Origin of the sequence: Pseudomonas fuscovaginae SE-1, assembly GCF_000364705.1 — a bacterium.
Classification (GTDB): domain Bacteria; phylum Pseudomonadota; class Gammaproteobacteria; order Pseudomonadales; family Pseudomonadaceae; genus Aquipseudomonas; species Aquipseudomonas fuscovaginae_A.
Genome location: NZ_AQOH01000008.1, coordinates 36222 through 58231 on the forward strand (window position 1 = coordinate 36222; position 22010 = coordinate 58231).

The 22010-nt window shown below is 64.4% G+C and carries 22 protein-coding genes; 15 read left to right on the top strand and 7 right to left on the bottom strand.

Annotation, left to right across the window (positions count from 1 at the left end):
- Positions 1-820: 820 nt before the first annotated feature.
- The gene (gene algC, locus K675_RS33300; protein WP_198291600.1) at positions 821-2206 is read left to right on the top strand and encodes a phosphomannomutase/phosphoglucomutase; all 1386 of its coding nucleotides are present in this window, start codon (positions 821-823) and stop codon (positions 2204-2206) included.
- Between the two features lie 52 nt (positions 2207-2258).
- Complete coding sequence (gene argB / locus K675_RS0101210) at positions 2259-3164, top strand: acetylglutamate kinase (protein ID WP_017901683.1); 906 nt, start codon at positions 2259-2261, stop codon at positions 3162-3164.
- Positions 3165-3227: 63 nt separating this feature from the next.
- On the opposite strand, the gene K675_RS0101215 is transcribed toward argB, so the two are convergent.
- Together K675_RS0101215 and pyrE are read right to left on the bottom strand one after the other, a co-directional pair.
- Positions 3228-3809, bottom strand: coding sequence for a hypothetical protein (locus K675_RS0101215; protein ID WP_017901684.1), 582 nt, complete (start codon positions 3807-3809; stop codon positions 3228-3230).
- 6 nt (positions 3810-3815) lie between these two features.
- Entirely contained in the window at positions 3816-4460 is a 645-nt protein-coding gene (gene pyrE / locus K675_RS0101220) for an orotate phosphoribosyltransferase (protein ID WP_017901685.1), read from the bottom strand.
- 81 nt (positions 4461-4541) lie between these two features.
- Here pyrE and K675_RS0101225 point away from each other — a divergent pair, with 81 nt between their 5' ends.
- Complete coding sequence (locus tag K675_RS0101225; RefSeq protein ID WP_017901686.1) at positions 4542-5321, top strand: exodeoxyribonuclease III; 780 nt, start codon at positions 4542-4544, stop codon at positions 5319-5321.
- A 58-nt stretch (positions 5322-5379) separates the two neighbouring features.
- Here K675_RS0101225 and K675_RS0101230 read toward each other — a convergent pair whose 3' ends face one another.
- Together K675_RS0101230 and rph are read right to left on the bottom strand one after the other, a co-directional pair.
- On the bottom strand, positions 5380-5745 hold the full coding sequence (locus tag K675_RS0101230) for a DUF4870 domain-containing protein (protein ID WP_017901687.1): 366 nt from the start codon (positions 5743-5745) through the stop codon (positions 5380-5382).
- Positions 5746-5785: 40 nt separating this feature from the next.
- Entirely contained in the window at positions 5786-6508 is a 723-nt protein-coding gene (rph, locus tag K675_RS0101235) for a ribonuclease PH (protein WP_017901688.1), read from the bottom strand.
- 354 nt (positions 6509-6862) lie between these two features.
- Here rph and K675_RS0101240 point away from each other — a divergent pair, with 354 nt between their 5' ends.
- From K675_RS0101240 to K675_RS0101265, 6 genes are all read left to right on the top strand, one after another.
- Positions 6863-7726, top strand: a complete 864-nt coding sequence (locus tag K675_RS0101240) for a YicC/YloC family endoribonuclease (RefSeq protein WP_026144813.1) — start codon at positions 6863-6865, stop codon at positions 7724-7726.
- Between the two features lie 11 nt (positions 7727-7737).
- Entirely contained in the window at positions 7738-8358 is a 621-nt protein-coding gene (gene gmk, locus K675_RS0101245) for a guanylate kinase (protein ID WP_017901690.1), read from the top strand.
- Between the two features lie 170 nt (positions 8359-8528).
- Positions 8529-8792 carry a DNA-directed RNA polymerase subunit omega gene (gene rpoZ, locus K675_RS0101250; protein WP_026144814.1) on the top strand — a complete coding sequence of 88 codons (264 nt, stop codon included), beginning with the start codon at positions 8529-8531 and terminating at the stop codon, positions 8790-8792.
- A gap of 60 nt (positions 8793-8852) precedes the next feature.
- Positions 8853-10958, top strand: coding sequence for a bifunctional GTP diphosphokinase/guanosine-3',5'-bis pyrophosphate 3'-pyrophosphohydrolase (spoT, locus tag K675_RS0101255; protein WP_017901692.1), 2106 nt, complete (start codon positions 8853-8855; stop codon positions 10956-10958).
- 33 nt (positions 10959-10991) lie between these two features.
- Positions 10992-11372, top strand: coding sequence for a RidA family protein (locus K675_RS0101260; RefSeq protein WP_017901693.1), 381 nt, complete (start codon positions 10992-10994; stop codon positions 11370-11372).
- Between the two features lie 73 nt (positions 11373-11445).
- Positions 11446-12180 carry a hypothetical protein gene (locus tag K675_RS0101265; RefSeq protein WP_017901694.1) on the top strand — a complete coding sequence of 245 codons (735 nt, stop codon included), beginning with the start codon at positions 11446-11448 and terminating at the stop codon, positions 12178-12180.
- Between the two features lie 168 nt (positions 12181-12348).
- Here the strand turns inward: K675_RS0101265 and K675_RS0101270 are convergent, their stop codons facing one another.
- Positions 12349-13206, bottom strand: a complete 858-nt coding sequence (locus tag K675_RS0101270) for an SDR family oxidoreductase (RefSeq protein WP_017901695.1) — start codon at positions 13204-13206, stop codon at positions 12349-12351.
- A gap of 190 nt (positions 13207-13396) precedes the next feature.
- Between K675_RS0101270 and exbB the strand changes: the two genes are divergently transcribed.
- From exbB to K675_RS0101300, 6 genes are all read left to right on the top strand, one after another.
- Positions 13397-14392: a tonB-system energizer ExbB gene (gene exbB / locus K675_RS0101275; RefSeq protein ID WP_017901696.1), complete on the top strand. Its 996-nt coding sequence runs from the start codon at positions 13397-13399 to the stop codon at positions 14390-14392.
- Between the two features lie 6 nt (positions 14393-14398).
- Complete coding sequence (gene exbD / locus K675_RS0101280) at positions 14399-14827, top strand: TonB system transport protein ExbD (RefSeq protein WP_017901697.1); 429 nt, start codon at positions 14399-14401, stop codon at positions 14825-14827.
- Positions 14824-15576 (top strand): energy transducer TonB family protein, encoded by a 753-nt coding sequence (locus tag K675_RS0101285; protein WP_017901698.1) that lies wholly within the window; start codon positions 14824-14826, stop codon positions 15574-15576. The genes exbD and K675_RS0101285 overlap by 4 nt, the downstream gene beginning before the upstream one ends.
- Before the next feature lie 245 nt (positions 15577-15821).
- Complete coding sequence (locus tag K675_RS0101290) at positions 15822-16742, top strand: hydrogen peroxide-inducible genes activator (protein WP_017901699.1); 921 nt, start codon at positions 15822-15824, stop codon at positions 16740-16742.
- A 5-nt stretch (positions 16743-16747) separates the two neighbouring features.
- A complete protein-coding gene (recG, locus tag K675_RS0101295) occupies positions 16748-18823 on the top strand; it encodes an ATP-dependent DNA helicase RecG (protein WP_026144815.1) in 2076 nt (691 codons plus the stop codon).
- Positions 18824-18901: 78 nt separating this feature from the next.
- Positions 18902-20302 carry an aminoacyl-tRNA deacylase and HDOD domain-containing protein gene (locus K675_RS0101300; protein ID WP_017901701.1) on the top strand — a complete coding sequence of 467 codons (1401 nt, stop codon included), beginning with the start codon at positions 18902-18904 and terminating at the stop codon, positions 20300-20302.
- Positions 20303-20460: 158 nt separating this feature from the next.
- On the opposite strand, the gene K675_RS0101305 is transcribed toward K675_RS0101300, so the two are convergent.
- Both K675_RS0101305 and tagQ read right to left on the bottom strand, forming a co-directional pair.
- A complete protein-coding gene (locus K675_RS0101305; protein ID WP_026144816.1) occupies positions 20461-20838 on the bottom strand; it encodes a hypothetical protein in 378 nt (125 codons plus the stop codon).
- Between the two features lie 139 nt (positions 20839-20977).
- Complete coding sequence (gene tagQ / locus K675_RS0101310; protein WP_026144817.1) at positions 20978-21928, bottom strand: type VI secretion system-associated lipoprotein TagQ; 951 nt, start codon at positions 21926-21928, stop codon at positions 20978-20980.
- Positions 21929-22010: the final 82 nt, after the last annotated feature.

The window sequence follows — 22010 nt, forward strand, 5'->3', positions numbered from 1 at the left end:
CGCCCAACCGCTCACCGATCGTGCCGCACCACTCAACTTCTCGGCCCTGGACCTGATCCACCGTGCCGAGCGTGGCGCCCGGCCCGCGCCGGAAGCCTACAGGATCGGCCAGCGCTGGCTGGTCTACAGCGTCGCGACATTGCACGAGAGACCCGACTCACCGGTCGCCGGTACCCTGCTGCTGGTCTTCGACCTGCAACGGCTGCTTCAGTCCCTGAGCCACTGGCAACCAGGTAGCGGTTCGCTGCAACTGACCCAAAGCATTCTCGGCAGCCCGGAGCAGGTGCTCGACCAGCGCGGCACCGCCGCATCGGCCGACAGTTACCCCTTCGGCACCGGCAACGGCAACTGGACGCTCAAATACAGTCCGGGGCCAGCCTACCAATTCGGCTACCCGCTCAGTGCCTACGGCTTCCTGCTGCTGGCCACCGTACTGGTGCTCGGCAGCACCGCACTGGCGATCCGGCTGACCCACCGACGCCTGCAACGCCGCCTCGACGACGATGCCCGACAGTTGGAACAGCTGTTTCACGAACTCTCCAGCGGAAAAGCCGTCAAAGCCTTCAGTTTGAGCCTGCCGGCCCTGAATGGACTGGCGCAGGAACTGGCGCGTTTCTCCCAACGCAACGGCCAGCCTACCGCCGCCACGGACCCCGCCGGCATCAACCCGGGCCAGACGACCAGCAATGCCCCGGAGCCGATCCAGCCCGACACCCACGGTGCCAACTGGACCGATCCGCCATTCCAAGGTGTCGACATCCTTGATATCGACATTCTCGACGAACACCAGGACTTCCTGAGAACGGAGCACCCTCAACCCATGAACAGCACCGTACCGACTTTCCCAGACAGCATTTTCCGCGCCTACGACATCCGCGGCACCGTCCCGGAAACCCTGAACGGCGAGACCGCCTACTGGATCGGCCGTGCCATCGGCTCGCAGAGCCTGGCCCAGGGCGAACCCCATGTCTCGGTCGGCCGCGACGGCCGCCTGTCCGGTCCGGAACTGGTCCAGCAACTGATCCAGGGCCTGCACGACAGCGGCTGCCACGTCAGCGACGTCGGCCTGGTGCCGACCCCGGCCCTGTACTATGCGGCCAACGTGCTGGCGGGCAAGTCCGGGGTGATGCTGACCGGCAGCCACAACCCGTCGAACTACAACGGTTTCAAGATCATCATCGCCGGCGACACCCTGGCCAACGAACAGATCCAGGCCCTGCACACGCGCCTGAAGACCAACGACCTGAGCAGCGGCAAGGGCAGCATCGAGAAGGTCGAGATCCTCGATCGCTACTTCCGGCAGATCCGCGAGGACATCGTGCTGGCGAAGAAGCTCAAGGTGGTGGTCGACTGCGGCAACGGCGCCGCCGGCGTGATCGCGCCGCAACTGATCGAGGCACTGGGCTGCGAAGTGATTCCGCTGTTCTGCGAGGTCGACGGCAACTTCCCCAACCATCACCCGGATCCGGGCAAGCCGGAAAACCTCGAAGACCTGATCGCCAAGGTCAAGGAAACCAACGCCGATCTCGGCCTGGCCTTCGACGGTGACGGCGACCGCGTCGGCGTGGTGACCAACACCGGCAGCATCGTCTACCCCGACCGCCTGCTGATGCTGTTCGCCAAGGACGTGGTGTCGCGCAACCCCGGCGCGGATATCATCTTCGACGTCAAGTGCACCCGGCGCCTGATCCCGCTTATCCAGGAATATGGCGGTCGCCCGGTCATGTGGAAGACCGGTCATTCGTTGATCAAGAAGAAAATGAAACAGAGCGGCGCCCTGCTCGCCGGCGAAATGAGCGGCCACGTATTCTTCAAGGAGCGCTGGTTCGGTTTCGACGACGGCATCTACAGCGCCGCGCGCCTGCTGGAGATCCTCAGCCAGGAGAAATCCACGGCAGAGGAGCTGTTCGCGACCTTCCCGAACGATATTTCCACGCCGGAAATCAACATTAATGTGACCGACGAGGGCAAATTCAGCATCATTGAAGCGCTGCACGACGCACAATGGGGCGACGCCAACCTGACCACCATCGACGGTGTCCGGGTCGACTACCCCAAAGGCTGGGGCCTGGTGCGCGCATCCAACACCACGCCGGTGCTGGTCCTGCGCTTCGAGGCCGATACCGAGGATGAGCTGCAGCGTATCAAGGACGTGTTCCACGCCCAGCTCAAACGTGTTGCACCCGATCTCCAACTACCGTTCTGACATCCGGGCGGTGTAGAACACCGCCTGACCACCTGTTTCACCGGAGCCCTGAATGACCCTCGAACGCGAAGCCGCTGCCAACACCGCCAAGGTCCTTTCCGAAGCGTTGCCCTACATCCGCCGATACGTCGGCAAGACGCTGGTGATCAAGTACGGCGGCAACGCTATGGAAAGCGAAGAGCTCAAGACCGGCTTCGCCCGCGATATCGTGCTGATGAAGGCCGTGGGCATCAACCCGGTGGTCGTGCACGGCGGCGGCCCGCAGATCGGCGACCTGCTCAAGCGGTTGTCCATCGAGAGCCATTTCGTCGACGGGATGCGCGTCACCGACGCCCAGACCATGGACGTGGTGGAAATGGTCCTCGGCGGCCAGGTGAACAAGAGCATCGTCAACCTGATCAACCGCCACGGCGGCAGCGCCATCGGCCTGACCGGCAAGGACGCGGAACTGATTCGCGCGAAGAAGCTCACCGTCACCCGCCAGACCCCGGAGATGACCGCACCGGAAATCATCGACTACGGCCAGGTGGGCGAAGTGGTCGGGATCAACACCGACCTGCTGAACCTGCTGGTCAAGGGCGATTTCATTCCGGTGATCGCGCCGATCGGCGTCGGTGCCAATGGCGAGTCCTACAACATCAACGCCGACTTGGTGGCCGGCAAGATCGCCGAGGCCCTGAAGGCCGAGAAGCTGATGCTGCTGACCAACATCGCCGGCCTGCTGGACAAGGAAGGCAAGGTCCTGACCGGCCTGAGCACCGACCAGGTCAACGCACTGATCGCCGACGGCACCATCTACGGTGGCATGCTGCCGAAGATCCAGTGCGCCCTGGAAGCGGTACAGGGTGGCGTCGGCAGTTCGCTGATCATCGACGGCCGGGTACCGAACGCGGTCCTGCTGGAGATCTTCACCGACACCGGCATGGGCACCCTGATCAGCAACCGCAAGCGTCACTGATCCGCCCATCATGAAAAAGCCCCGCACCGGGAAACCGGGCGGGGCTTTTTCATGGCTGCCAGTTCAGCGCAACAACTGCTCGACTCGTGCCCGGTCTGCGGCGAAGTCCCGCTGGGCCTCGGCCCGTGCGGCCTGATAGCGGGCAATATCGGCCTTCATTCGCACCTGCTCATCCCGCAGACCGCCGAGTTGCGCCAGCAGCTCCGGCGAAACCTCCTTGCCGGCACGTTCCTGCTCCGCCGCCTGGCCCTGCAGGCCTGTCTGCTGGGCCAGCAGCGCCTGGAGGTTGTTCCGCACGTTGGCAATCAGCGCATCCAGCTCGGCCAGCTTGCGGGCCTGGGCCTTGTCGACTTCCTCGACACTGGAATAGCGCTGCAGCAATTGGGCATTGGCATCCGCCTGGGCCTTCTCGGCCTGCTTGCGCTGCTGTTGCTCGGGCGTCAGCGCCGGGGCCACGGTCTGCACCACCCGGCCCTGCTGGTTCAGTACCTGGTAGCCCTTACCGATGTACTCCGGCGGCACGCCCTGGCGGTCCAGCACGGTGACGCCCTTGTTATCGACATAGCGATAGAATAGGACCTCGTCAGCCCATGCGGCGAACGAGGCCCCGAGCGCCAGGGCCAGAAACAGGCAGGCCGGGCGCAAGAGGGATCAGATCCCGTACTGCGCGCGGTAGGCCTCCACCGCGGGCAGGTGCTGCTTGAGTTGCTCGTCGCCGGCGAGGAATTCCAGCACCTGGTTCAGCGAGACGATGCTCACCACCGGAATGCCAAAGTCGCGCTCGACCTCCTGGATCGCCGACAATTCGCCATTGCCACGCTCCTGGCGGTTCAGGGCGATCAGCACGCCTGCGGCCTTGGCGCCGTCCTGGGATCCGATGATCTGCATCACTTCACGGATGGCGGTGCCGGCAGTGATCACGTCGTCGATGATCAGCACATTGCCGGCCAGTGGCGCGCCGACCAGGCTACCGCCTTCGCCGTGGGCCTTGGCTTCCTTGCGGTTGAAGCACCAGGGCAGGTCGCGCTGGTGATGTTCGGCCAGGGCCACGGCGGTCGCGGCCGCCAGCGGGATACCCTTGTAGGCGGGACCGAAGAGCACATCGAAAGGAATGCCGCTGTCGACGATGGCGGCTGCATAGAAACGCCCCAGCTGGGCCAGCGCGGAACCGGAGTTGAACAGGCCGGCATTGAAGAAGTAGGGGCTGGTACGACCCGACTTCAGGGTGAACTCACCGAAGCGCAAAACGCCGCGATCGATGGCAAAACGGATGAAATCGCGCTGATACGCCTGCATGCAGAAACCCCAAATACCACGAATTTAGCTAATTAGGTAGACCTCGGGTATCATACACGCACGTGATTTTTGGGGCCATTTATGCGGATCATCAGTGTGAACGTCAATGGTATTCAGGCGGCAGTCGAGCGTGGTTTGCTCAGTTGGCTGCAAGCCCAGAATGCCGACGTCATCTGCCTGCAGGACACCCGCGCCTCCGCCTTTGAACTGGATGACCCAGCCTTCCAACTGGATGGCTACTTCCTTTATGCCTGCGATGCCGAAGTCCCCGCCCAAGGTGGCGTGGCTCTGTACTCGCGGTTGCAACCGAAGGCTGTCATCAGCGGTCTCGGTTTCGAGACGGCGGACCGCTACGGGCGCTACCTGCAAGCCGATTTCGACAAGGTCAGCATCGCGACCTTGCTGCTTCCATCAGGGCAGAACGGCGATGAAGACTTGAACCAGAAGTTCAAGCTCATGGACGACTTCGCCCGCTACCTGGACAAGCAGCGGCGCAAACGTCGTGAGTACATCTATTGCGGCTCGCTCTACGTGGCGCAACAGAAGCTCGACATCAAGAATTGGCGCGACAGCCAGCAGTCCCCGGGCTTCCTGGCGCCGGAACGGGCCTGGATGGACGAGATTCTCGGCAACATGGGTTATGTCGACGCGCTGCGCGAAGTCAGCCGCGAGGGCGACCAGTACAGCTGGTGGCCGGATAACGAACAGGCCGAGATGCTCAACCTCGGCTGGCGTTTCGACTACCAGATCCTGACGCCGGGTCTGCGCCGTTCCGTGCGCAGCGCCCGCCTGCCACGCCAGCCGCGCTTCTCGCAGCACGCGCCGCTGATCGTGGACTACGACTGGACGCTGACCATCTGAGTGGGACAGCAGCCACAAAAAAGCCGACGTCATGTCGGCTTTTTTGCATCTGCCCAACCTACTTGATCGGCCGCCAGGTGAACGGGTAACGGTAGGCAATCCCCTGGTTGGCCTTGATCCCGGCAATGAGGGTCAGCACCACCGCACCAATGGCCAGCAGGCCGAAGAGCAGGAAACCGACCACCACGAACATCAGCGCAAAACAGATCATCGCCGCCACCGCCACGGTGATCTGGAAATTCAACGCTTCCTTGCCCTGGGTATCGATGAAAGGGTCCTGCTCACGCTTCATCTGCCACAGGATCAACGGCCCGATCAGGCTACCGAAGGGAAACCAGTAGCCGAGAAACGCCGACAAATGGCAGAACATCGCCCATTGCCGGATTTCCGGACCCGGCGTTGGCACCGGTACCTGCTCATTCATCGCGCTCTCCTTTCCCACGACCTTCAACGGGGTCGGACGATCAGTCGGCCAGGGCGGCGTTCTGCAATTCGAAAATCTCGCCCATGCCTTTCTTCGCCAGCTCCAGCATGGCATTCAGCTCTTCAGGCTGGAACGGCGCACCCTCGGCGGTGCCCTGCACTTCAATGAAGCCACCGGTGCCGGTCATCACCACGTTCAGGTCGGTTTCGGCGGCGGAGTCCTCCAGGTAGTCCAGGTCCAGCACCGGCTCGCCCTGATACATACCCACCGACACCGCGGCGATCATCTGCTTGAGCGGGTTGCCGGCCTTGAGGCCACCGCGCTTCTTGATCACCTTCAACGCATCGGCCAGCGCCACCATGGAACCGGTGATCGACGCCGTGCGGGTGCCGCCATCGGCCTGGATCACATCGCAGTCGACATACAGGGTGATGTCGCCGAGCTTGGACATGTCCAGCGCGGCGCGCAGCGAACGGCCGATCAGGCGCTGGATCTCCAGGGTCCGGCCGCCCTGCTTGCCACGGCTGGCCTCGCGCTGGGTACGCTCGCCGGTCGCCCGTGGCAGCATGCCGTACTCGGCGGTCAGCCAGCCCTGGCCCTGGCCCTTGAGGAAGCGTGGCACCCCATTCTCGACGCTGACCGTGCAGATCACTTTGGTGTCGCCGAACTCGACCAGTACAGACCCCTCGGCGTGTTTGGTGTAGTTGCGGGTGATGCGGATCGAGCGAAGCTGATCGGCGGCGCGACCACTTGGACGTTTCATCTGGGAATACCTGTACTGGGACGGAAATCTACCCGCCATTATAGAGGTCATGGCCGGCGCTGGGCAGTTCTAAAATCTCGACGGCATGTCACCGCCTCCTGCAGGAGCCGGCTTGCTGGCGATCCGCCGCAGGCGGCCATCCGCCAAATAGCAGCTTCACTGCCATCCCGACTGCGGATGGCCGCTTCGCGGATCGCCGGCAGGCCGGCTCCTACAAGCAACCACAAGACAGGAGACCTTCGTGCTGTCCGTCGCACTGCGCTACAATCCTGCGCCTTTGCTGCCAGTCGGCTCCAATCTACCCATCAGGCCTGCCCCGACAAAGCCGGCAGGCCCGAACAGCGAGGTACTTCCATGGTCCATAGCATGACCGCCTTCGCCCGCGTCGAAAGTGCCGGAACCCGGGGCACCCTGAGCTGGGAACTGCGCTCGGTCAACAGCCGCTACCTGGAACCGCACCTGCGCCTGCCGGAATCGTTCCGCGACCTCGAGGGCGCAGTGCGTGAAGCCCTGCGCCAGGGCCTGTCGCGCGGCAAACTGGAATGCACCCTGCGCTACACCGAGGAAACCAGCGGCCAGCCGCTGCAGATCGACCGCGAACGCGCCACGCAACTGATCGCCGCCGCCGAGACCGTCGCCAGCCTGATCAAGCAGCCGGCCGCCCTGAACCCGCTGGAAGTCCTGGCCTGGCCCGGCGTGCTGGTGGCCGACGCCAGTGACCCGCAGACCTTGAACAACCAGGCCCTGGCGCTGTTCGCCGATGGCCTGAAGGAGCTCAAGAAGGGTCGCGAGCGCGAAGGCGCGGAACTGGCCCGCCTGATCGACGAGCGCCTGGCCACGATCGAGGAAGATGTCGCCACCCTGCGTGAACAGGTACCGCAGATGCTCGCCACCCAGCGCCAGAAGATTCTCGACCGCTTCGCCGACATGCAGACCGAACTGGACCCGCTGCGCCTGGAACAGGAAATGGTCCTGCTGGCGCAGAAGAGCGACGTCGCCGAGGAACTCGACCGCCTGAGCACCCACATCATCGAAGTGCGCCGGGTGCTCAAGTCCGGCGGCGCCGCCGGCCGACGCCTGGACTTCCTGATGCAGGAACTCAACCGCGAAGCCAACACCCTCGGCTCCAAGGCCTTCGATCCACGCAGCACCGCCGCCGCGGTCAACCTCAAGGTGTTGATCGAACAGATGCGCGAACAAGTACAGAATATCGAGTAAGGCTCCCCGACATGACCCAAAGCACTGGCACCCTCTACATCATTTCCGCACCGTCGGGCGCAGGCAAGACCAGCCTGGTCAAGGCCCTGATCGACGCCCAGCCGCAGATCCGCGTATCGGTCTCGCACACCACCCGCGCGATGCGCCCGGGCGAGACCAACGGGGTCAACTACCACTTCGTCGACCGCGGCGAGTTCCTGCGTCTGAGCGAACAAGGCGACTTCCTCGAACAGGCCGAAGTCTTCGGCAACCTCTACGGCACCTCCCAGAGCAGCCTGCAGCAGACCCTGGACGCCGGCCATGACCTGATCCTGGAGATCGACTGGCAAGGCGCCCAGCAGGTCCGCCGGCAGATGCCCCAGGCCCGTTCGATCTTCATCCTGCCACCGAGCCAGCAGGCCCTGCGCCAGCGCCTGAACAACCGTGGCCAGGACAGCGACGAGATCATCGAAGGGCGGATGCGCGAAGCGGTCAGCGAAATGAGCCACTACGTCGAGTACGATTTCCTGATCATCAACGACGATTTCGCCCACGCCCTGGACGACCTCAAGGCGATCTTCCGCGCCAACCGCCTGCAACAGCAGCCGCAGCAACAGCAACACGCCGCCCTGTTGAGCGAATTGCTGGCATAGCAACAAAGACTTTCCAAAACCGCCGCAAGGGCTTTACATTGCACCTTGCGGCGCATCGGAAACTCTGCTGGAAAAATCAGCGCTTCCCTAATCGCTGGTGATTTTTTAAACTGTCGAGTCCGCTCGCCCATCCGGGCAGCCCGCCTACCGCATTTGCTACGAGGAACACCATGGCCCGCGTAACCGTTGAAGACTGCCTAGAACACGTGGATAACCGTTTCGAGCTGGTCATGCTCTCCACCAAGCGTGCTCGTCAACTGGCGACCGGCGGCAAAGAGCCGAAAGTGGCCTGGGAAAACGACAAGCCCACCGTCGTTGCCCTGCGTGAAATCGCCGAAGGCCTGGTGAACTACGAAATGATCGCCAACGAGGAGATCGTCGAAGACGAACCTCTGTTCGCGGCTTTCGAGGACGAGTCCAACGAGGCCGTCTAAGCCTATGCCTGGTCGACGTAGCACGGCGCAGGGGACAAGGCTTCGGCCGGGGGAAACCTCATGCCGAGCATAGACGCCCTCGCCGATCGCTTATCGACCTACCTCGGTGCCGACCAGGTCAACCTGGTCCGCCGGGCGTACTTCTACGCCGAACAGGCCCACGACGGCCAGCGCCGTCGCAGCGGCGAAGCCTACGTCACGCACCCGCTGGCGGTGGCAAGCATTCTCGCCGACATGCACATGGACCATCAGAGCCTGATGGCCGCGATGCTGCATGACGTGATCGAAGACACCGGAATCGCCAAGGAAGCGCTGCAGGCGCAGTTTGGCGAAACCGTGGCCGAACTGGTCGACGGGGTCAGCAAGCTGACCCAGATGAACTTCGAGACCAAGGCCGAGGCCCAGGCGGAAAACTTCCAGAAGATGGCCATGGCCATGGCCCGCGACATCCGCGTGATCCTGGTCAAGCTCGCCGATCGCCTGCACAACATGCGCACCCTGGAAGTGCTGTCCGGGGAAAAACGCCGGCGCATCGCCAAGGAAACCCTCGAGATCTATGCGCCCATCGCCAACCGCCTGGGCATGCACGCGGTACGCATCGAGTTCGAGGACCTCGGCTTCAAGGCGATGCACCCGATGCGCTCGGCGCGCATCTACCAGGCGGTCAAGCGCGCCCGCGGCAACCGCAAGGAAATCGTCAACAAGATCGAGGAATCCCTCAGCCACTGCCTGGCGGTAGACGGCATCCAGGGCGAAGTCAGCGGCCGCCAGAAGCATCTCTACGGCATCTACAAGAAGATGCGCGGCAAGCGCCGGGCCTTCAACGAGATCATGGACGTCTACGCGTTCCGGGTCATCGTCGACAAGGTCGACACCTGTTACCGCGTGCTCGGCGCCGTGCACAACCTGTACAAGCCGCTGCCCGGCCGCTTCAAGGACTACATCGCGATTCCCAAGGCCAACGGCTACCAGTCGCTGCATACCACGCTGTTCGGCATGCACGGCGTACCGATCGAGATCCAGATCCGCACCCGCGAAATGGAAGAGATGGCCAACAACGGCATCGCCGCCCACTGGCTGTACAAGTCCAGCGGCGACGAGCAGCCCAAGGGCACCCACGCCCGCGCCCGCCAGTGGGTCAAGGGCGTGCTGGAAATGCAGCAACGCGCGGGCAACTCCCTGGAATTCATCGAGAGCGTGAAGATCGACCTGTTCCCGGACGAGGTCTACGTGTTCACGCCCAAGGGCCGGATCATGGAGCTGCCCAAGGGCTCCACGGCGGTCGACTTCGCCTACGCGGTGCACACCGACGTGGGCAACAGCTGTATTGCCTGTCGGATCAATCGCCGTCTCGCCCCGCTGTCCGAACCGCTGCAAAGCGGCTCCACGGTCGAGATCGTCAGCGCCCCCGGCGCCCGGCCCAACCCGGCATGGCTCAACTTCGTGGTCACCGGCAAGGCCCGTACCCATATCCGCCACGCCCTCAAGCTGCAACGCCGCTCCGAATCCATCGCCCTCGGCGAGCGCCTGCTGAACAAGGTGCTCAACGGTTTCGACAGCGCCCTGGACAGGATTCCGGCCGAGCGCGTGCAATCGATCCTCCAGGAATACCGCCTGGAGTTGATCGAGGACCTGCTCGAGGACATCGGCCTGGGCAACCGCATGGCCTACGTGGTGGCCCGGCGCATGATGGGCGAAGGCGAACAGTTGCCGAACCCCGAGGGCCCGCTGGCGATCCGCGGCACCGAAGGCCTGGTGCTCAGCTATGCCAAGTGCTGTACGCCGATTCCGGGCGACCCGATCGTCGGTCACCTGTCGGCGGGCAAGGGCATGGTGGTGCACCTGGAAAACTGCCGCAATATCAGCGAGATCCGCCACAACCCGGAAAAATGCATCCAGCTCTCCTGGGCCAAGGATGTCACCGGCGAATTCAACGTCGAGCTGCGCGTCGAACTGGAACACCAGCGTGGTCTGATCGCCCTGCTGGCCAGCAGCGTCAACGCGGCCGACGGCAATATCGAGAAAATCAGCATGGACGAGCGCGATGGCCGCATCAGCGTGGTCCAACTGGTGGTCAGCGTGCACGACCGCGTGCACCTGGCCCGGGTGATCAAGAAGCTGCGCGCCCTGGCCGGGGTGATCCGCATCACCCGCATGCGGGCGTAGCCTCCCGGCGCCGGATATTACAAGGAGTCATTCATGACCAAGAGCGTTATCAGCACCGACAAGGCCCCTGCCGCCATCGGTACCTACTCCCAGGCGATCAAGGCCGGCAACACGGTGTACATGTCCGGCCAGATCCCCCTGGACCCCAGGACCATGGAGCTGGTGGAAGGCTTCGAAGCCCAGACCGTTCAGGTCTTCGAGAACCTCAAGGCCGTGGCCGAAGCTGCCGGCGGCTCGTTCAGGGACATCGTCAAGCTGAACATCTTCCTCACCGACCTGGGCCACTTCGCCAAGGTCAACGAGATCATGGGCAAGTACTTCGAACAACCGTACCCGGCCCGCGCCGCCATTGGCGTCGCCTCGCTGCCACGCGGCGCGCAGGTCGAGATGGACGCCGTCCTGGTCCTCGAATAAGCCTCTCCGGAACCACCGCACTGCCTGGCGCGACCATCGACAGCGCGCCAGCCTCGCCTGCAAGGACTTCACCATGCGCAACGCGCTAGCCCTCCCGCTGTTCGCCCTCCTGCTTGGCGGTTGCGCCAGCGATCCCGCCAAATATGACGTCAGCGGTACCTGGATCAACCAGGCGGCCATCGATGCGGCCGTGAAACAGGGCAGCCTGCGCGAAGCCCTGGCGGCCTATGGGCCGAACCTGGAGTGGAGCGTCGACACACGCACCGGCCAGGCCAAGTACAGCAATGGTTTCGAGCGCCCCGAAGGGCACGTGCGGGCAGACGGCAAGCAATGGCACGTCGACTTCTACGGCAGCGCCGGTACCTCCCTGGCCCGCGACGGCAAGACATTGATCCAGGGCGCCAGCGATTCCGAGCCCGAGCAGCCGTTCGTTCGTGCCCAGACCGAACTGCCGGCCAACGCGCCGGTCGGGGCCAGCTTCGAGCAGGCGCTGTATTCGGCGTTCATGGGTGGCGACTGGAAAATCGTCAGCGGCCCGGGCGAAGGCGGCACGGTGAAATTCCTCCCGGACGGACGCCTCGAAGGCCTGCCGGGCGTCGACCGCTATGCACTGTGCCTGGCGGGTGACTGCGCCTCGATGAGCGGTGAGAACGACAGCATCTGGCTGCAACAGGGCGAACGTGGCAATGCCTGGATCTTCGTCCGCAAGGGCAAGCAACTGGAGATTTTCCAGGCGCTGAACTCGGCACAGGCCGACGAACAGCCGCAGCTTTATCCCGGCAATCGCCAGTGGCTACTGGAGAAGTAACCACACCAATCCTGTAGGAGAGTCCATGGCATGGGGCAAGACTTGCTGCCCCATTCGCGGGCAAGCCTCGCTCCTACAGGGCACGCCCCGTATGTGGGAGCCGACTTGCTGGCGATCCGCCGGAGGCGGCCTTCCAGCAGAATCCCGACCGCTCCCACAGCTCGCCTCTCAGCAGCGCCCTTCGAGAATCGCCGCATACCCCTCGCGGTAACTGGGATAGCGCGGCACCCAGCCCAGCGCCCGGGCCCGGGCGTTGCTGCAGCGCTTGCTGCCGGTGCGCCGCACGCTGGCCTCGGCATCCCACTCGGTGACCCCGAGGTACTCACGCAACCAGGTCACCACCTCGGCCAGCGGAGCCGGCGCATCATCGACGCCGATATAGCAGTCGTCCAGCACCCTGCCCGCCCGATCAGCCTCCAGCAGAAATGCCAGCAACCCGGCTGCATCGTCGGCATGAATGCGATTGCCGTACAGCGGCGGCTCGACCGCCACCCGATAACCCCGGCGCACCTGGGTCAACAGCCACTCGCGACCCGGCCCGTAGATCCCGGTCAGGCGCACCCGGGTCGCCGCAATGCCACTGTCGAGCGCCAGTCGCTCGGCCTCAAGCATCAACCGCCCGGAATAGCCCTCGGCTTCGGTCGCCGACGCTTCATCCACCCACTCGCCCTGCTGCTGCACGTAGACGCTGCTGCTGGAGACAAACAACAGTCGCCGCGGCCGCTGCCCGGATTCCCCGAGCCAGCCCAGCACATGCCGCAGACCGTCGACATAGGCCGCCCGATAACCGGCCTCGTCATGGTCGGTCGCCGCCGCGCAATACACCACATAGTCCAGCGGCCCCGTCGGCCAGCCCGCCGGGCGCTGCGCGCTGAACAGATCGCCCGCCACCCCCCGCACGCCCTCCGGCAGACGGGAAATCGAGCGACGCAGACCGTAGGCCTGCCAACCCTGGCCCAGCAATTGGCTGGCCAGGCGAGAACCGACATCGCCGCAGCCGGCAATCAGAACAGAAGGAGCGGACATCGGAAACCTCCACGCAAAGGGGCACAGCCTAGCGTCAGGAATGGACGAACGGCCAGCAATCGAAGAAAAAAAGATACTCTATTACTTTTGTTAACAAGAATTACTTGCAATAATGATCAACCATTTGTTCTCGGCCCAACGAGGCCTGGAAGGACAAGACCCACTTCTACTTCGCTCAGGTCCGGCCAGCATGACAAGCATTCACTCCTCCGCCTCGCCAACCCAGTTCCACAGCCCGTCGCGCGCCTGGCGCTCGGTGGCAGCGGTGCTGTTCAGCCTGTTGCTGGCCCCGACCGCCGCATTCGCCGATGAGCCGGCCAACCATACCGCGCCGGCTGCCACCGCCGCCGCGCCAACTGCCCCGGCCGCGACCTCGCCTGCCGTGACGCCGGTCGCCACCGAACAGGCTCCGGTAGAAAACGCCGCGCCAGCCGACACCTCCGCAGCCGACGCACCGCCAGCCGAAGGCAACAGCCTGGGCATGTCCCACGACCTGTCCCCGTGGGGCATGTACCAGAACGCCGACATCATCGTGAAGCTGGTGATGATCGGCCTGGCCATCGCCTCGATCATCACCTGGACCATCTGGATCGCCAAGGGCTTCGAACTGCTGGGCGCCAAGCGTCGCCTGCGTGGTGAAATCGCCAACCTGAAGAAAGCCGTCACCCTCAAGGACGCCAGCGCCACCGCCGGCAAGGAAGGCACCCTGGCCAACCTGCTGGTGCACGACGCCCTCGAGGAAATGCGTCTGTCGGCCAACAGCCGCGAGAAGGAAGGCATCAAGGAACGCGTCAGCTTCCGCCTGGAGCGTCTGGTGGCCGCCTGTGGCCGCAACATGAGCAGTGGTACCGGCGTACTGGCCACTATCGGCTCCACCGCACCGTTCGTCGGTCTGTTCGGTACCGTCTGGGGCATCATGAACAGCTTCATCGGCATCGCCAAGACCCAGACCACCAATCTCGCCGTGGTAGCCCCGGGTATCGCCGAAGCCCTGCTGGCGACCGCCCTCGGCCTGGTTGCCGCGATTCCGGCGGTGGTGATCTACAACGTGTTCGCCCGCTCCATCGCCGGCTACAAGGCCCAGGTCTCCGACGCTTCGGCCCAGGTCCTGCTGCTGGTCAGCCGCGACCTCGACCACCAGCCGGCCGAGCGCGGTACCCAACCGCACATGGTCAAGGTAGGTTAATCCGCCATGGGTCTGCATTTGAAGGAAGGCACGGACGACGATCTGTCCGAGAACCACGAAATCAACGTCACACCGTTCATCGACGTGATGCTGGTGCTGCTGATCATCTTCATGGTCGCGGCGCCCCTGGCCACCGTGGACATCAAGGTCGACCTGCCCGCCTCGACGGCCAAGCCGTCGCCGCGTCCGGAGAAACCGGTGTTCCTCAGCGTCAAGGCCGACCAGAAGCTGTTCCTCGGCGAGGAAGAGGTCAAGGCCGAGTCGCTGGGCCCGGCGCTGGATGCCAAGACTCACGGCAAGAAAGACACCACCATCTTCTTCCAGGCCGACAAGGGTGTGGACTACGGTGACCTGATGCACGTCATGGACGCGCTGCGTGCTGCCGGTTACCTGAAGGTCGGCCTGGTCGGACTTGAGACGGCAGCCAAGAAATGATCACGACGCGCCACAAACTGACGCGTTACGGCGGTAGCCTGGCCCTGGTGCTGGGTGTGCATGCGGTGGCGATTCTCGCCGCCCTGAACTGGTCGGTGTCCAAGCCGGTCGAACTGCCGCCGCAGGCGATGATGATCGAGCTGGCCCCGCTGCCGCCGGCGCCACCACCACCGGCTCCGCCCAAGGTGGTGACCCCGCCGAAGCCGCCGGAGCCAGAGGAAGAACTGCCGCTGCCGAAGCTCGCCGAAGCGCCGAAACCGGCGATTTCGGTACCCAAGCCGGTCAAGCCCAAACCCAAGCCACAGCCGCCCAAGCCGGAAGTGAAGAAGGAACCGGAGAAGGAAAAGCCCAAGGAAGAGGAAAAACCTTCCGAGGAACCGCCGACCACCCGCCCACCGGAGAAATCCGCGGCGCCGGCACCCGGCCCATCGCCCCAGCAGCTCGCCGCCAAGGCCAGTTGGGAAGGCACCCTGCTGGCGCACCTGGGCAAGTACAAGAAGTACCCGCCTGCCGCCCAGTCGCGCGGCAAGGAGGGCCTGAACCGTCTGCGCTTCGTCGTCGACGCCGAAGGCAAGGTGCTTTCGTACGAACTGGTGGGTCGCTCGGGTAACGCCGATCTCGACCGGGCCACCCTGGAAATGATCCGTCGAGCCCAGCCGCTACCCAAGCCGCCGGCCGACATGCTGACCAACGGCAGCATCGAGATCGTTGCGCCCTTCGTCTACTCGATCGACAAGCGCAACCGCTAGCCCTACCCGAATCCCACGCCATGCGTGGGATTCTTTCTTTCACAACGAGAGAAATGGCCGTTACTTTTCCAGAAGCCTATCTGACCACCGGAGAAGTCTAATTGGCCCTTGTGGGAGCACCGCCCGGCCGTCTCCCACAACATCGCGTCGAGATTGACAACGATCTTCACCAAACCTTCACCTGATAACGTGCGTCTATCGATTGCAGCCGTTATGCTTGGTTGGCAACTTCATGGACGCCCGCTATGACCCTGACAGAACTACGCTACATCGTTACCCTCGCCCAAGAGCAACACTTCGGCCACGCGGCCGAGCGCTGCCATGTCAGCCAGCCGACCCTGTCAGTGGGTGTGAAGAAACTGGAAGACGAACTGGGCGTGCTGATTTTCGAGCGCAGCAAGAGCGCCGTGCGCCTGACCCCGGTTGGCGAAAGCATCGTCGCCCAGGCGCAGAAGGTCCTGGAGCAGGCCCAGGGCATCCGTGAACTGGCCCAGGCCGGCAAGAACCAACTGACCGCGCCGCTGAAAGTCGGTGCGATCTATACCGTCGGCCCGTATCTGTTCCCGCACCTGATCCCGCAACTGCACCGGGTCGCGCCGCAGATGCCGTTGTATATCGAGGAAAACTTCACCCACGTGCTGCGCGACAAGCTGCGCAACGGCGAGCTGGACGCGGTGATCATCGCACTGCCGTTCAACGAGGCCGACGTGCTGACCCTGCCGCTGTACGACGAACCGTTCTACGTGCTCATGCCGGCCTCGCACCCCTGGACCCGCAAGGAAACCATCGACAGCGCCCTGCTCAACGACAAGAGCCTGCTGCTGCTGGGCGAAGGCCACTGCTTCCGTGACCAGGTCCTCGAAGCCTGCCCAACCCTGGGCAAGGGCGCCGAGGCCTCCAAGCACACCACGGTCGAGTCCAGCTCGCTGGAGACCATCCGCCACATGGTCGCCTCGGGCCTTGGCGTGTCGGTACTGCCGTTGTCGGCCGTGGACAGCCACCACTATGCGCCCGGTGTCATCGAGGTGCGTCCACTGACGCCACCGACTCCGTTCCGCACCGTGGCCATCGCCTGGCGCGCCAGTTTCCCGCGGCCCAAGGCGATCGAGATCCTCGCCGATTCGATCCGCCTGTGCTCGGTGGCCAAGCCACCCGTTGCGAGCTGAATGCCGTGACCGAGCTGTCGCAGGTGTCCGTCACGGCCCTCAAGGGGGTCGGCGAAGCCATGGCCGAGAAGCTGGCCAGGGTCGGCCTGGAGACCATCCAGGACGTCCTGTTCCACCTGCCACTGCGCTACCAGGACCGCACCCGCGTGGTTCCCATCGGTGCCCTGCGCCCCGGCCAGGACGCGGTGATCGAGGGTGTGGTCAGCGGCGCCGACGTGGTCATGGGCAAGCGCCGCAGCCTGCTGGTGCGCCTCAACGACGGCACCGGCAGCCTGAGCCTGCGTTTCTACCACTTCAGCAATGCCCAGAAGGAAGGCCTCAAGCGCGGCACCCATGTGCGCTGCTACGGTGAAGCCCGCCCCGGTGCCTCGGGGCTGGAAATCTACCACCCGGAATACCGCGCACTGACCGGCGATGAACCGCCGCCGGTGGACCAGACCCTGACGCCGATCTACCCGCTGACCGAAGGCCTGACCCAGCAACGCCTGCGCCTGCTGAGCCAGCAGAGCCTGGCCATGCTCGGCCCGCGCAGCCTGCCGGACTGGCTGCCGCGCGAACTGGCCAGCGACTATCAACTGGCACCGCTGGACGATGCGATCCGCTACCTGCACCAGCCGCCGGCCGATGCCGACGTCGAGGAGTTGGCCCTCGGTCATCACTGGGCCCAGCATCGTCTGGCCTTTGAAGAGCTGCTCACCCACCAGCTGTCCCAGCAGCGCCTGCGCGAAAGCCTGCGGGCCCTGCGCGCCCCGGCGCTGCCGAAAGCGCGCAAGCTGCCCGCGCAGTTTCTCGCCAACCTTGGCTTCCCGCCGACCGGTGCCCAGCAGCGGGTCGGCAACGAGGTCGCCTACGACCTCAGCCAGCCCGAGCCGATGCTGCGACTGATCCAGGGTGATGTCGGCGCGGGCAAGACCGTGGTCGCCGCCCTGGCAGCCCTGCAGGCCCTGGAAGCCGGCTACCAGGTGGCGCTGATGGCGCCGACCGAGATTCTCGCCGAGCAGCATTTCATCAACTTCCAGCGCTGGCTGACTCCGCTGGGTATCGAAACCGCCTGGCTGGCCGGCAAACTCAAGGGCAAGGCCCGCACCAACGCCCTGGAACAGATCGCGGGCGGCACGCCGATGGTGGTCGGCACCCACGCACTGTTCCAGGACGAAGTGCGGTTCAAGAACCTGGCCCTGGTGATCATCGACGAGCAGCACCGTTTCGGCGTGCAGCAGCGCCTGGCCCTGCGCCAGAAAGGCGTTGGCGGGCAGATGTGCCCGCACCAGTTGATCATGACCGCCACACCGATCCCACGCACCCTGGCGATGAGCGCCTACGCCGATCTCGACACCTCGATCCTCGACGAACTGCCACCCGGCCGGACCCCGGTGAACACCGTGCTGGTCGCCGACAGCCGGCGCTTCGAGGTGGTCGAACGGGTCCGCGCCGCCTGTGCCGAAGGCCGCCAGGCCTACTGGGTGTGCACGCTGATCGAGGAGTCAGAGGAACTGACCTGCCAGGCGGCCGAAACCACCTTCGAGGAACTGACCGCCGCCCTCGGCGAGCTGCGGGTCGGGCTGATCCACGGGCGCATGAAAGCGGCGGAAAAAGCCGCGGTGATGGCCGAGTTCAAGGTCGGCAACCTGCAGCTGCTGGTCGCCACCACGGTGATCGAAGTCGGCGTCGACGTACCGAATGCCAGCCTGATGATCATCGAGAACCCCGAACGCCTGGGCCTGGCGCAATTGCACCAGTTGCGCGGCCGGGTCGGTCGCGGCAGCGCCGTCAGCCATTGCGTGATGCTCTATCACCCACCGCTGTCGCAGATCGGTCGCCAGCGCCTGGGCATCATGCGCGAGACCAACGACGGCTTCATCATCGCCGAAAAGGACCTGGAACTGCGCGGTCCCGGCGAAATGCTCGGCACCCGCCAGACCGGCCTGCTGCAATTCAAGGTCGCCGACCTGATGCGCGACGCCGACCTGCTCCCGGCCGTGCGCGATGCGGCCCAGGCCTTGCTGGCACGCTGGCCGCAACACGTCAGCCCGCTGCTGGAACGCTGGCTGCGTCACGGCCAGCAATACGGCCAAGTGTGATAGACCTCACAATTCGTGGACCTATGACCGGGACAAGCTGGTTATACTGCTGAAATTGTAGGAAGCCGGATACAGGCCATGACTGAAGTTGCCCTCATCGATGCAACCCCGCACACCCCGTCCGTGGTTCGCATGCTGCTCGACAAGCTCGCCATCAACTACCGCGAAGTCACCGACTCTCCAAGTCTGCCCGCGGCGCGCAAGGTTCAGGCGGTGCTGCTCGATGACGCAGTTGGTGCGCTCATGGTCCTGTTCCCGCAGAACCAGCTGCTCGACCTCAACCGCCTGGCCGAACTCACCGGTCGGCGCCTGACGGCCGTCTCGACCGAACGCCTGGAGCGCATGCTCGGCAAGCACAGCCTGCACCTGTTGCCCGGCCTGCCGGCACTGACCAGTTCGCCCTGCCTGTACGAAGAGCAGCTGCTGCGCGAGCCGAGCCTGCTGATCAACTCCGGCGAGACCGGCCTGCTGCTGGAAATCGCCACCGAAGACTTCAAGAGCATGCTCACCAAGGCCAGCGCCGCCAGCTTCGGCGAAGGCGTGGGCAACATCCGTCCGAACCTCGATCGTCCGGACGACGACCGCAAGGAAATCACCCAGGCGGTCCAGGTGTTCACCGCCCGGCGCATCCAGCAGCGCCTGGAAGCGACCATCGAGATTCCCCCGCTGGCGGAAACCGCGCAGAAGATCATCAAGCTGCGGGTCGATCCCGACGCGACCATCGACGACATCACCGGCGTGGTCGAGACCGACCCGGCCCTGGCCGCACAGGTGGTGAGCTGGGCGGCCTCGCCGTATTACGCCTCGCCGGGCAAGATCCGTTCAGTGGAAGACGCCATCGTGCGGGTGCTGGGTTTCGACCTGGTGATCAACCTGGCCCTGGGCCTCGCCCTGGGCAAGACCCTGAGCCTGCCCAAGGACCAGCCACAGCACAGCACCCCCTACTGGCAGCAATCGATCTACACCGCCGCGGTGATCGAGGGCCTGACCCGCGCCATGCCGCGCGCCCAGCGCCCGGAAGCCGGCCTGACCTACCTGGCCGGCCTGCTGCACAATTTCGGCTACCTGCTGCTGGCCCACGTGTTCCCGCCGCATTTCTCGCTGATCTGCCGGCACCTGGAGGTCAACCCGCACCTGTGCCACAGCTATGTCGAGCAGCACCTGCTGGGCATCAGCCGCGAGCAGATCGGTGCCTGGCTGATGCGCTACTGGGACATGCCGGATGAGCTGGCCACCGCGCTGCGTTTCCAGCACGACCCGCACTATGACGGCATCTATGCCGAGTACCCGAACCTGGTGTGCCTGGCGGTACGCCTGCTACGCAGCCGTAACATCGGTTCCGGGCCGGACGAAGAGATCCCCGACGCCCTGCTCGACCGCCTGGGCCTGAGCCGCGACAAGGCCGAGGACGTGGTGAACAAGGTGCTCGAGGCTGAAGTGCTGCTGCGCGAGCTGGCTTCGCAGTTCAGCCAACACTGAGCTTCCGACGACTGTAGGACCCGGATACCGATCGTTCCCACGCTCCGCGTGGGAACGCCTCTCTGGACGCTCGGCGTCCATTTTTGTGACTCACAGCGTCACGGACTGCATTCCCACGCGGAGCGTGGGAACGATCATTACTGACCGTCAGCGATGCCTCAGGCCTTCTTTTTCTTCGGCTTGAGGTACTTGGTCAGCCCCTGGAACCAGATCACCAGCGCCGGGTTGCCCTTGATCTGGATCGACTTGTCCTGAATCCCCGTCATGAACGCCAGCTGCTTGTTCTTCGCCTGCAGCGTGGCGAAACCGTACGCGGCATCCTTGAAGCCGATGGCGAACGCCGGCTCCGGATGGCTGCCTGACTTGCTGGTGATGCGCTGGTCCTTGACGATGAAGTGGCGGGCGATCCTGCCGTCCAGGGTCTGCAGCTGGAATACCAGCGCCTTGTCGGCCAGTTGTTGCTGGAACGCGGGGTTATTGCGGCTGGCCCGGGCCATCAGCAGGCCCATCGCCCAGAGAAGAAAACGGAATTTCATGCACAACGCCTCGGCAGAAAAATGAAAGGGCCGGCGCAGTGTAGCGGTTTGTTCGAAGAACGCCACCGATCTCCTGCTTTGCAGGAAGATCGGCTGGCGTTTGCCGCTTATATCAGCACGTTCGTGACCAGGCGGTCACTCAAACGTTCGGGCAAGGCACCGGCGCCCAGTCGCCCAGGTCCGGGTTCTTGCACATGCTGTTGACCTGCGACTGGCCGGTGCTGGCGACTTGCTGGCTCTCGGCTTTCTTGGCGTTGGCGTCCTGCAGGGTCTTCTCGGTGGCGACCGCTTCGCTCGGCACGGTCGGCAGTGGCTTCTTGGCAACCTTGGCCGGCTTCTTGCCCTTGGTCTTGCCGGTCGTCGACGCGACCACCGGTGCGGTATCGGCGGTCGCCACGGTGACCACGTCGGTGCGCTGCACGCCGACCTGACGCAGATCCTGCTCGTAGGCCTGGGTGTAGTTGTTCAGGTCTTCGGCGTTGCGACCATTGACCGCAACGATCAGGTCGTTGGACTCCTTCAGGCCGGCAACGATTTCCGCCAGGCGCTTGCGACCTTCGGCGTCGCCCATGGTCTTGGCCTTGCGGGCCGAGACCAGGTTGGCGAACTCACGCTGGTAGCAGCTCTGGGAAGCACGGGCGTAGGCAGTGTTGCGGTCCATCTCGGCGGCGCTCTTGCTGATGTCGCCGGCATAGGAGCTGATGCGCTGCTTGTCGTCGGCGATCTGCTTCTGCTTCTCGGCGTAGTAGCCGGCCGCGCCACCGGCCAGCGCGCCACCGGCGGCGCCGATGGCGGCGTTGCGGCCGCGCTTGCTCGAGTCGTCGCCGGTCAGTGCGCCGAGCGCGGCACCGCCCAGGGCACCGATCACCGCGCCGGTGGCGATGGAACGGGTCATGTCCGAATCGGTGGCACGCAGGTGCTGCACCGGCTCGTAGCAGGTCGGGTAGTACTCGACCTTGGTGCTGGCGCCGACCTTGGAGGTTGGCGAAGTGGCGCAGCCGCCCATCAGCACGGTGCTGAATCCGGCGGCAACCCACAGCGCGGCACGGCACCACGAGGTTGAAACAAGGGGTTTGCTGGAGAAAATCATGTTCATGTTTCCTTTCTTGGTTTGACTTGGCCGATGCGGCACCTACCGCCCGGATCCCCTCTACACTCGCCGGATTCCCAAC

Coding starts and splice junctions, on each gene's coding strand:
- gmk (WP_017901690.1), top strand. CDS start 7,738: ATGACCCAAAGCACTGGCACCCTCTACATCATTTCCGCACCGTCGGGC.
- algC (WP_198291600.1), top strand. CDS start 821: ATGAACAGCACCGTACCGACTTTCCCAGACAGCATTTTCCGCGCCTAC.
- K675_RS0101285 (WP_017901698.1), top strand. CDS start 14,824: ATGATCACGACGCGCCACAAACTGACGCGTTACGGCGGTAGCCTGGCC.
- argB (WP_017901683.1), top strand. CDS start 2,259: ATGACCCTCGAACGCGAAGCCGCTGCCAACACCGCCAAGGTCCTTTCC.
- exbD (WP_017901697.1), top strand. CDS start 14,399: ATGGGTCTGCATTTGAAGGAAGGCACGGACGACGATCTGTCCGAGAAC.
- K675_RS0101270 (WP_017901695.1), bottom strand. CDS start 13,206: ATGTCCGCTCCTTCTGTTCTGATTGCCGGCTGCGGCGATGTCGGTTCT.
- K675_RS0101305 (WP_026144816.1), bottom strand. CDS start 20,838: ATGAAATTCCGTTTTCTTCTCTGGGCGATGGGCCTGCTGATGGCCCGG.
- pyrE (WP_017901685.1), bottom strand. CDS start 4,460: ATGCAGGCGTATCAGCGCGATTTCATCCGTTTTGCCATCGATCGCGGC.
- K675_RS0101265 (WP_017901694.1), top strand. CDS start 11,446: ATGCGCAACGCGCTAGCCCTCCCGCTGTTCGCCCTCCTGCTTGGCGGT.
- K675_RS0101230 (WP_017901687.1), bottom strand. CDS start 5,745: ATGAATGAGCAGGTACCGGTGCCAACGCCGGGTCCGGAAATCCGGCAA.
- rph (WP_017901688.1), bottom strand. CDS start 6,508: ATGAAACGTCCAAGTGGTCGCGCCGCCGATCAGCTTCGCTCGATCCGC.
- exbB (WP_017901696.1), top strand. CDS start 13,397: ATGACAAGCATTCACTCCTCCGCCTCGCCAACCCAGTTCCACAGCCCG.
- rpoZ (WP_026144814.1), top strand. CDS start 8,529: ATGGCCCGCGTAACCGTTGAAGACTGCCTAGAACACGTGGATAACCGT.
- K675_RS0101260 (WP_017901693.1), top strand. CDS start 10,992: ATGACCAAGAGCGTTATCAGCACCGACAAGGCCCCTGCCGCCATCGGT.
- tagQ (WP_026144817.1), bottom strand. CDS start 21,928: ATGATTTTCTCCAGCAAACCCCTTGTTTCAACCTCGTGGTGCCGTGCC.
- K675_RS0101290 (WP_017901699.1), top strand. CDS start 15,822: ATGACCCTGACAGAACTACGCTACATCGTTACCCTCGCCCAAGAGCAA.
- spoT (WP_017901692.1), top strand. CDS start 8,853: ATGCCGAGCATAGACGCCCTCGCCGATCGCTTATCGACCTACCTCGGT.
- K675_RS0101240 (WP_026144813.1), top strand. CDS start 6,863: ATGGTCCATAGCATGACCGCCTTCGCCCGCGTCGAAAGTGCCGGAACC.
- K675_RS0101225 (WP_017901686.1), top strand. CDS start 4,542: ATGCGGATCATCAGTGTGAACGTCAATGGTATTCAGGCGGCAGTCGAG.
- K675_RS0101300 (WP_017901701.1), top strand. CDS start 18,902: ATGACTGAAGTTGCCCTCATCGATGCAACCCCGCACACCCCGTCCGTG.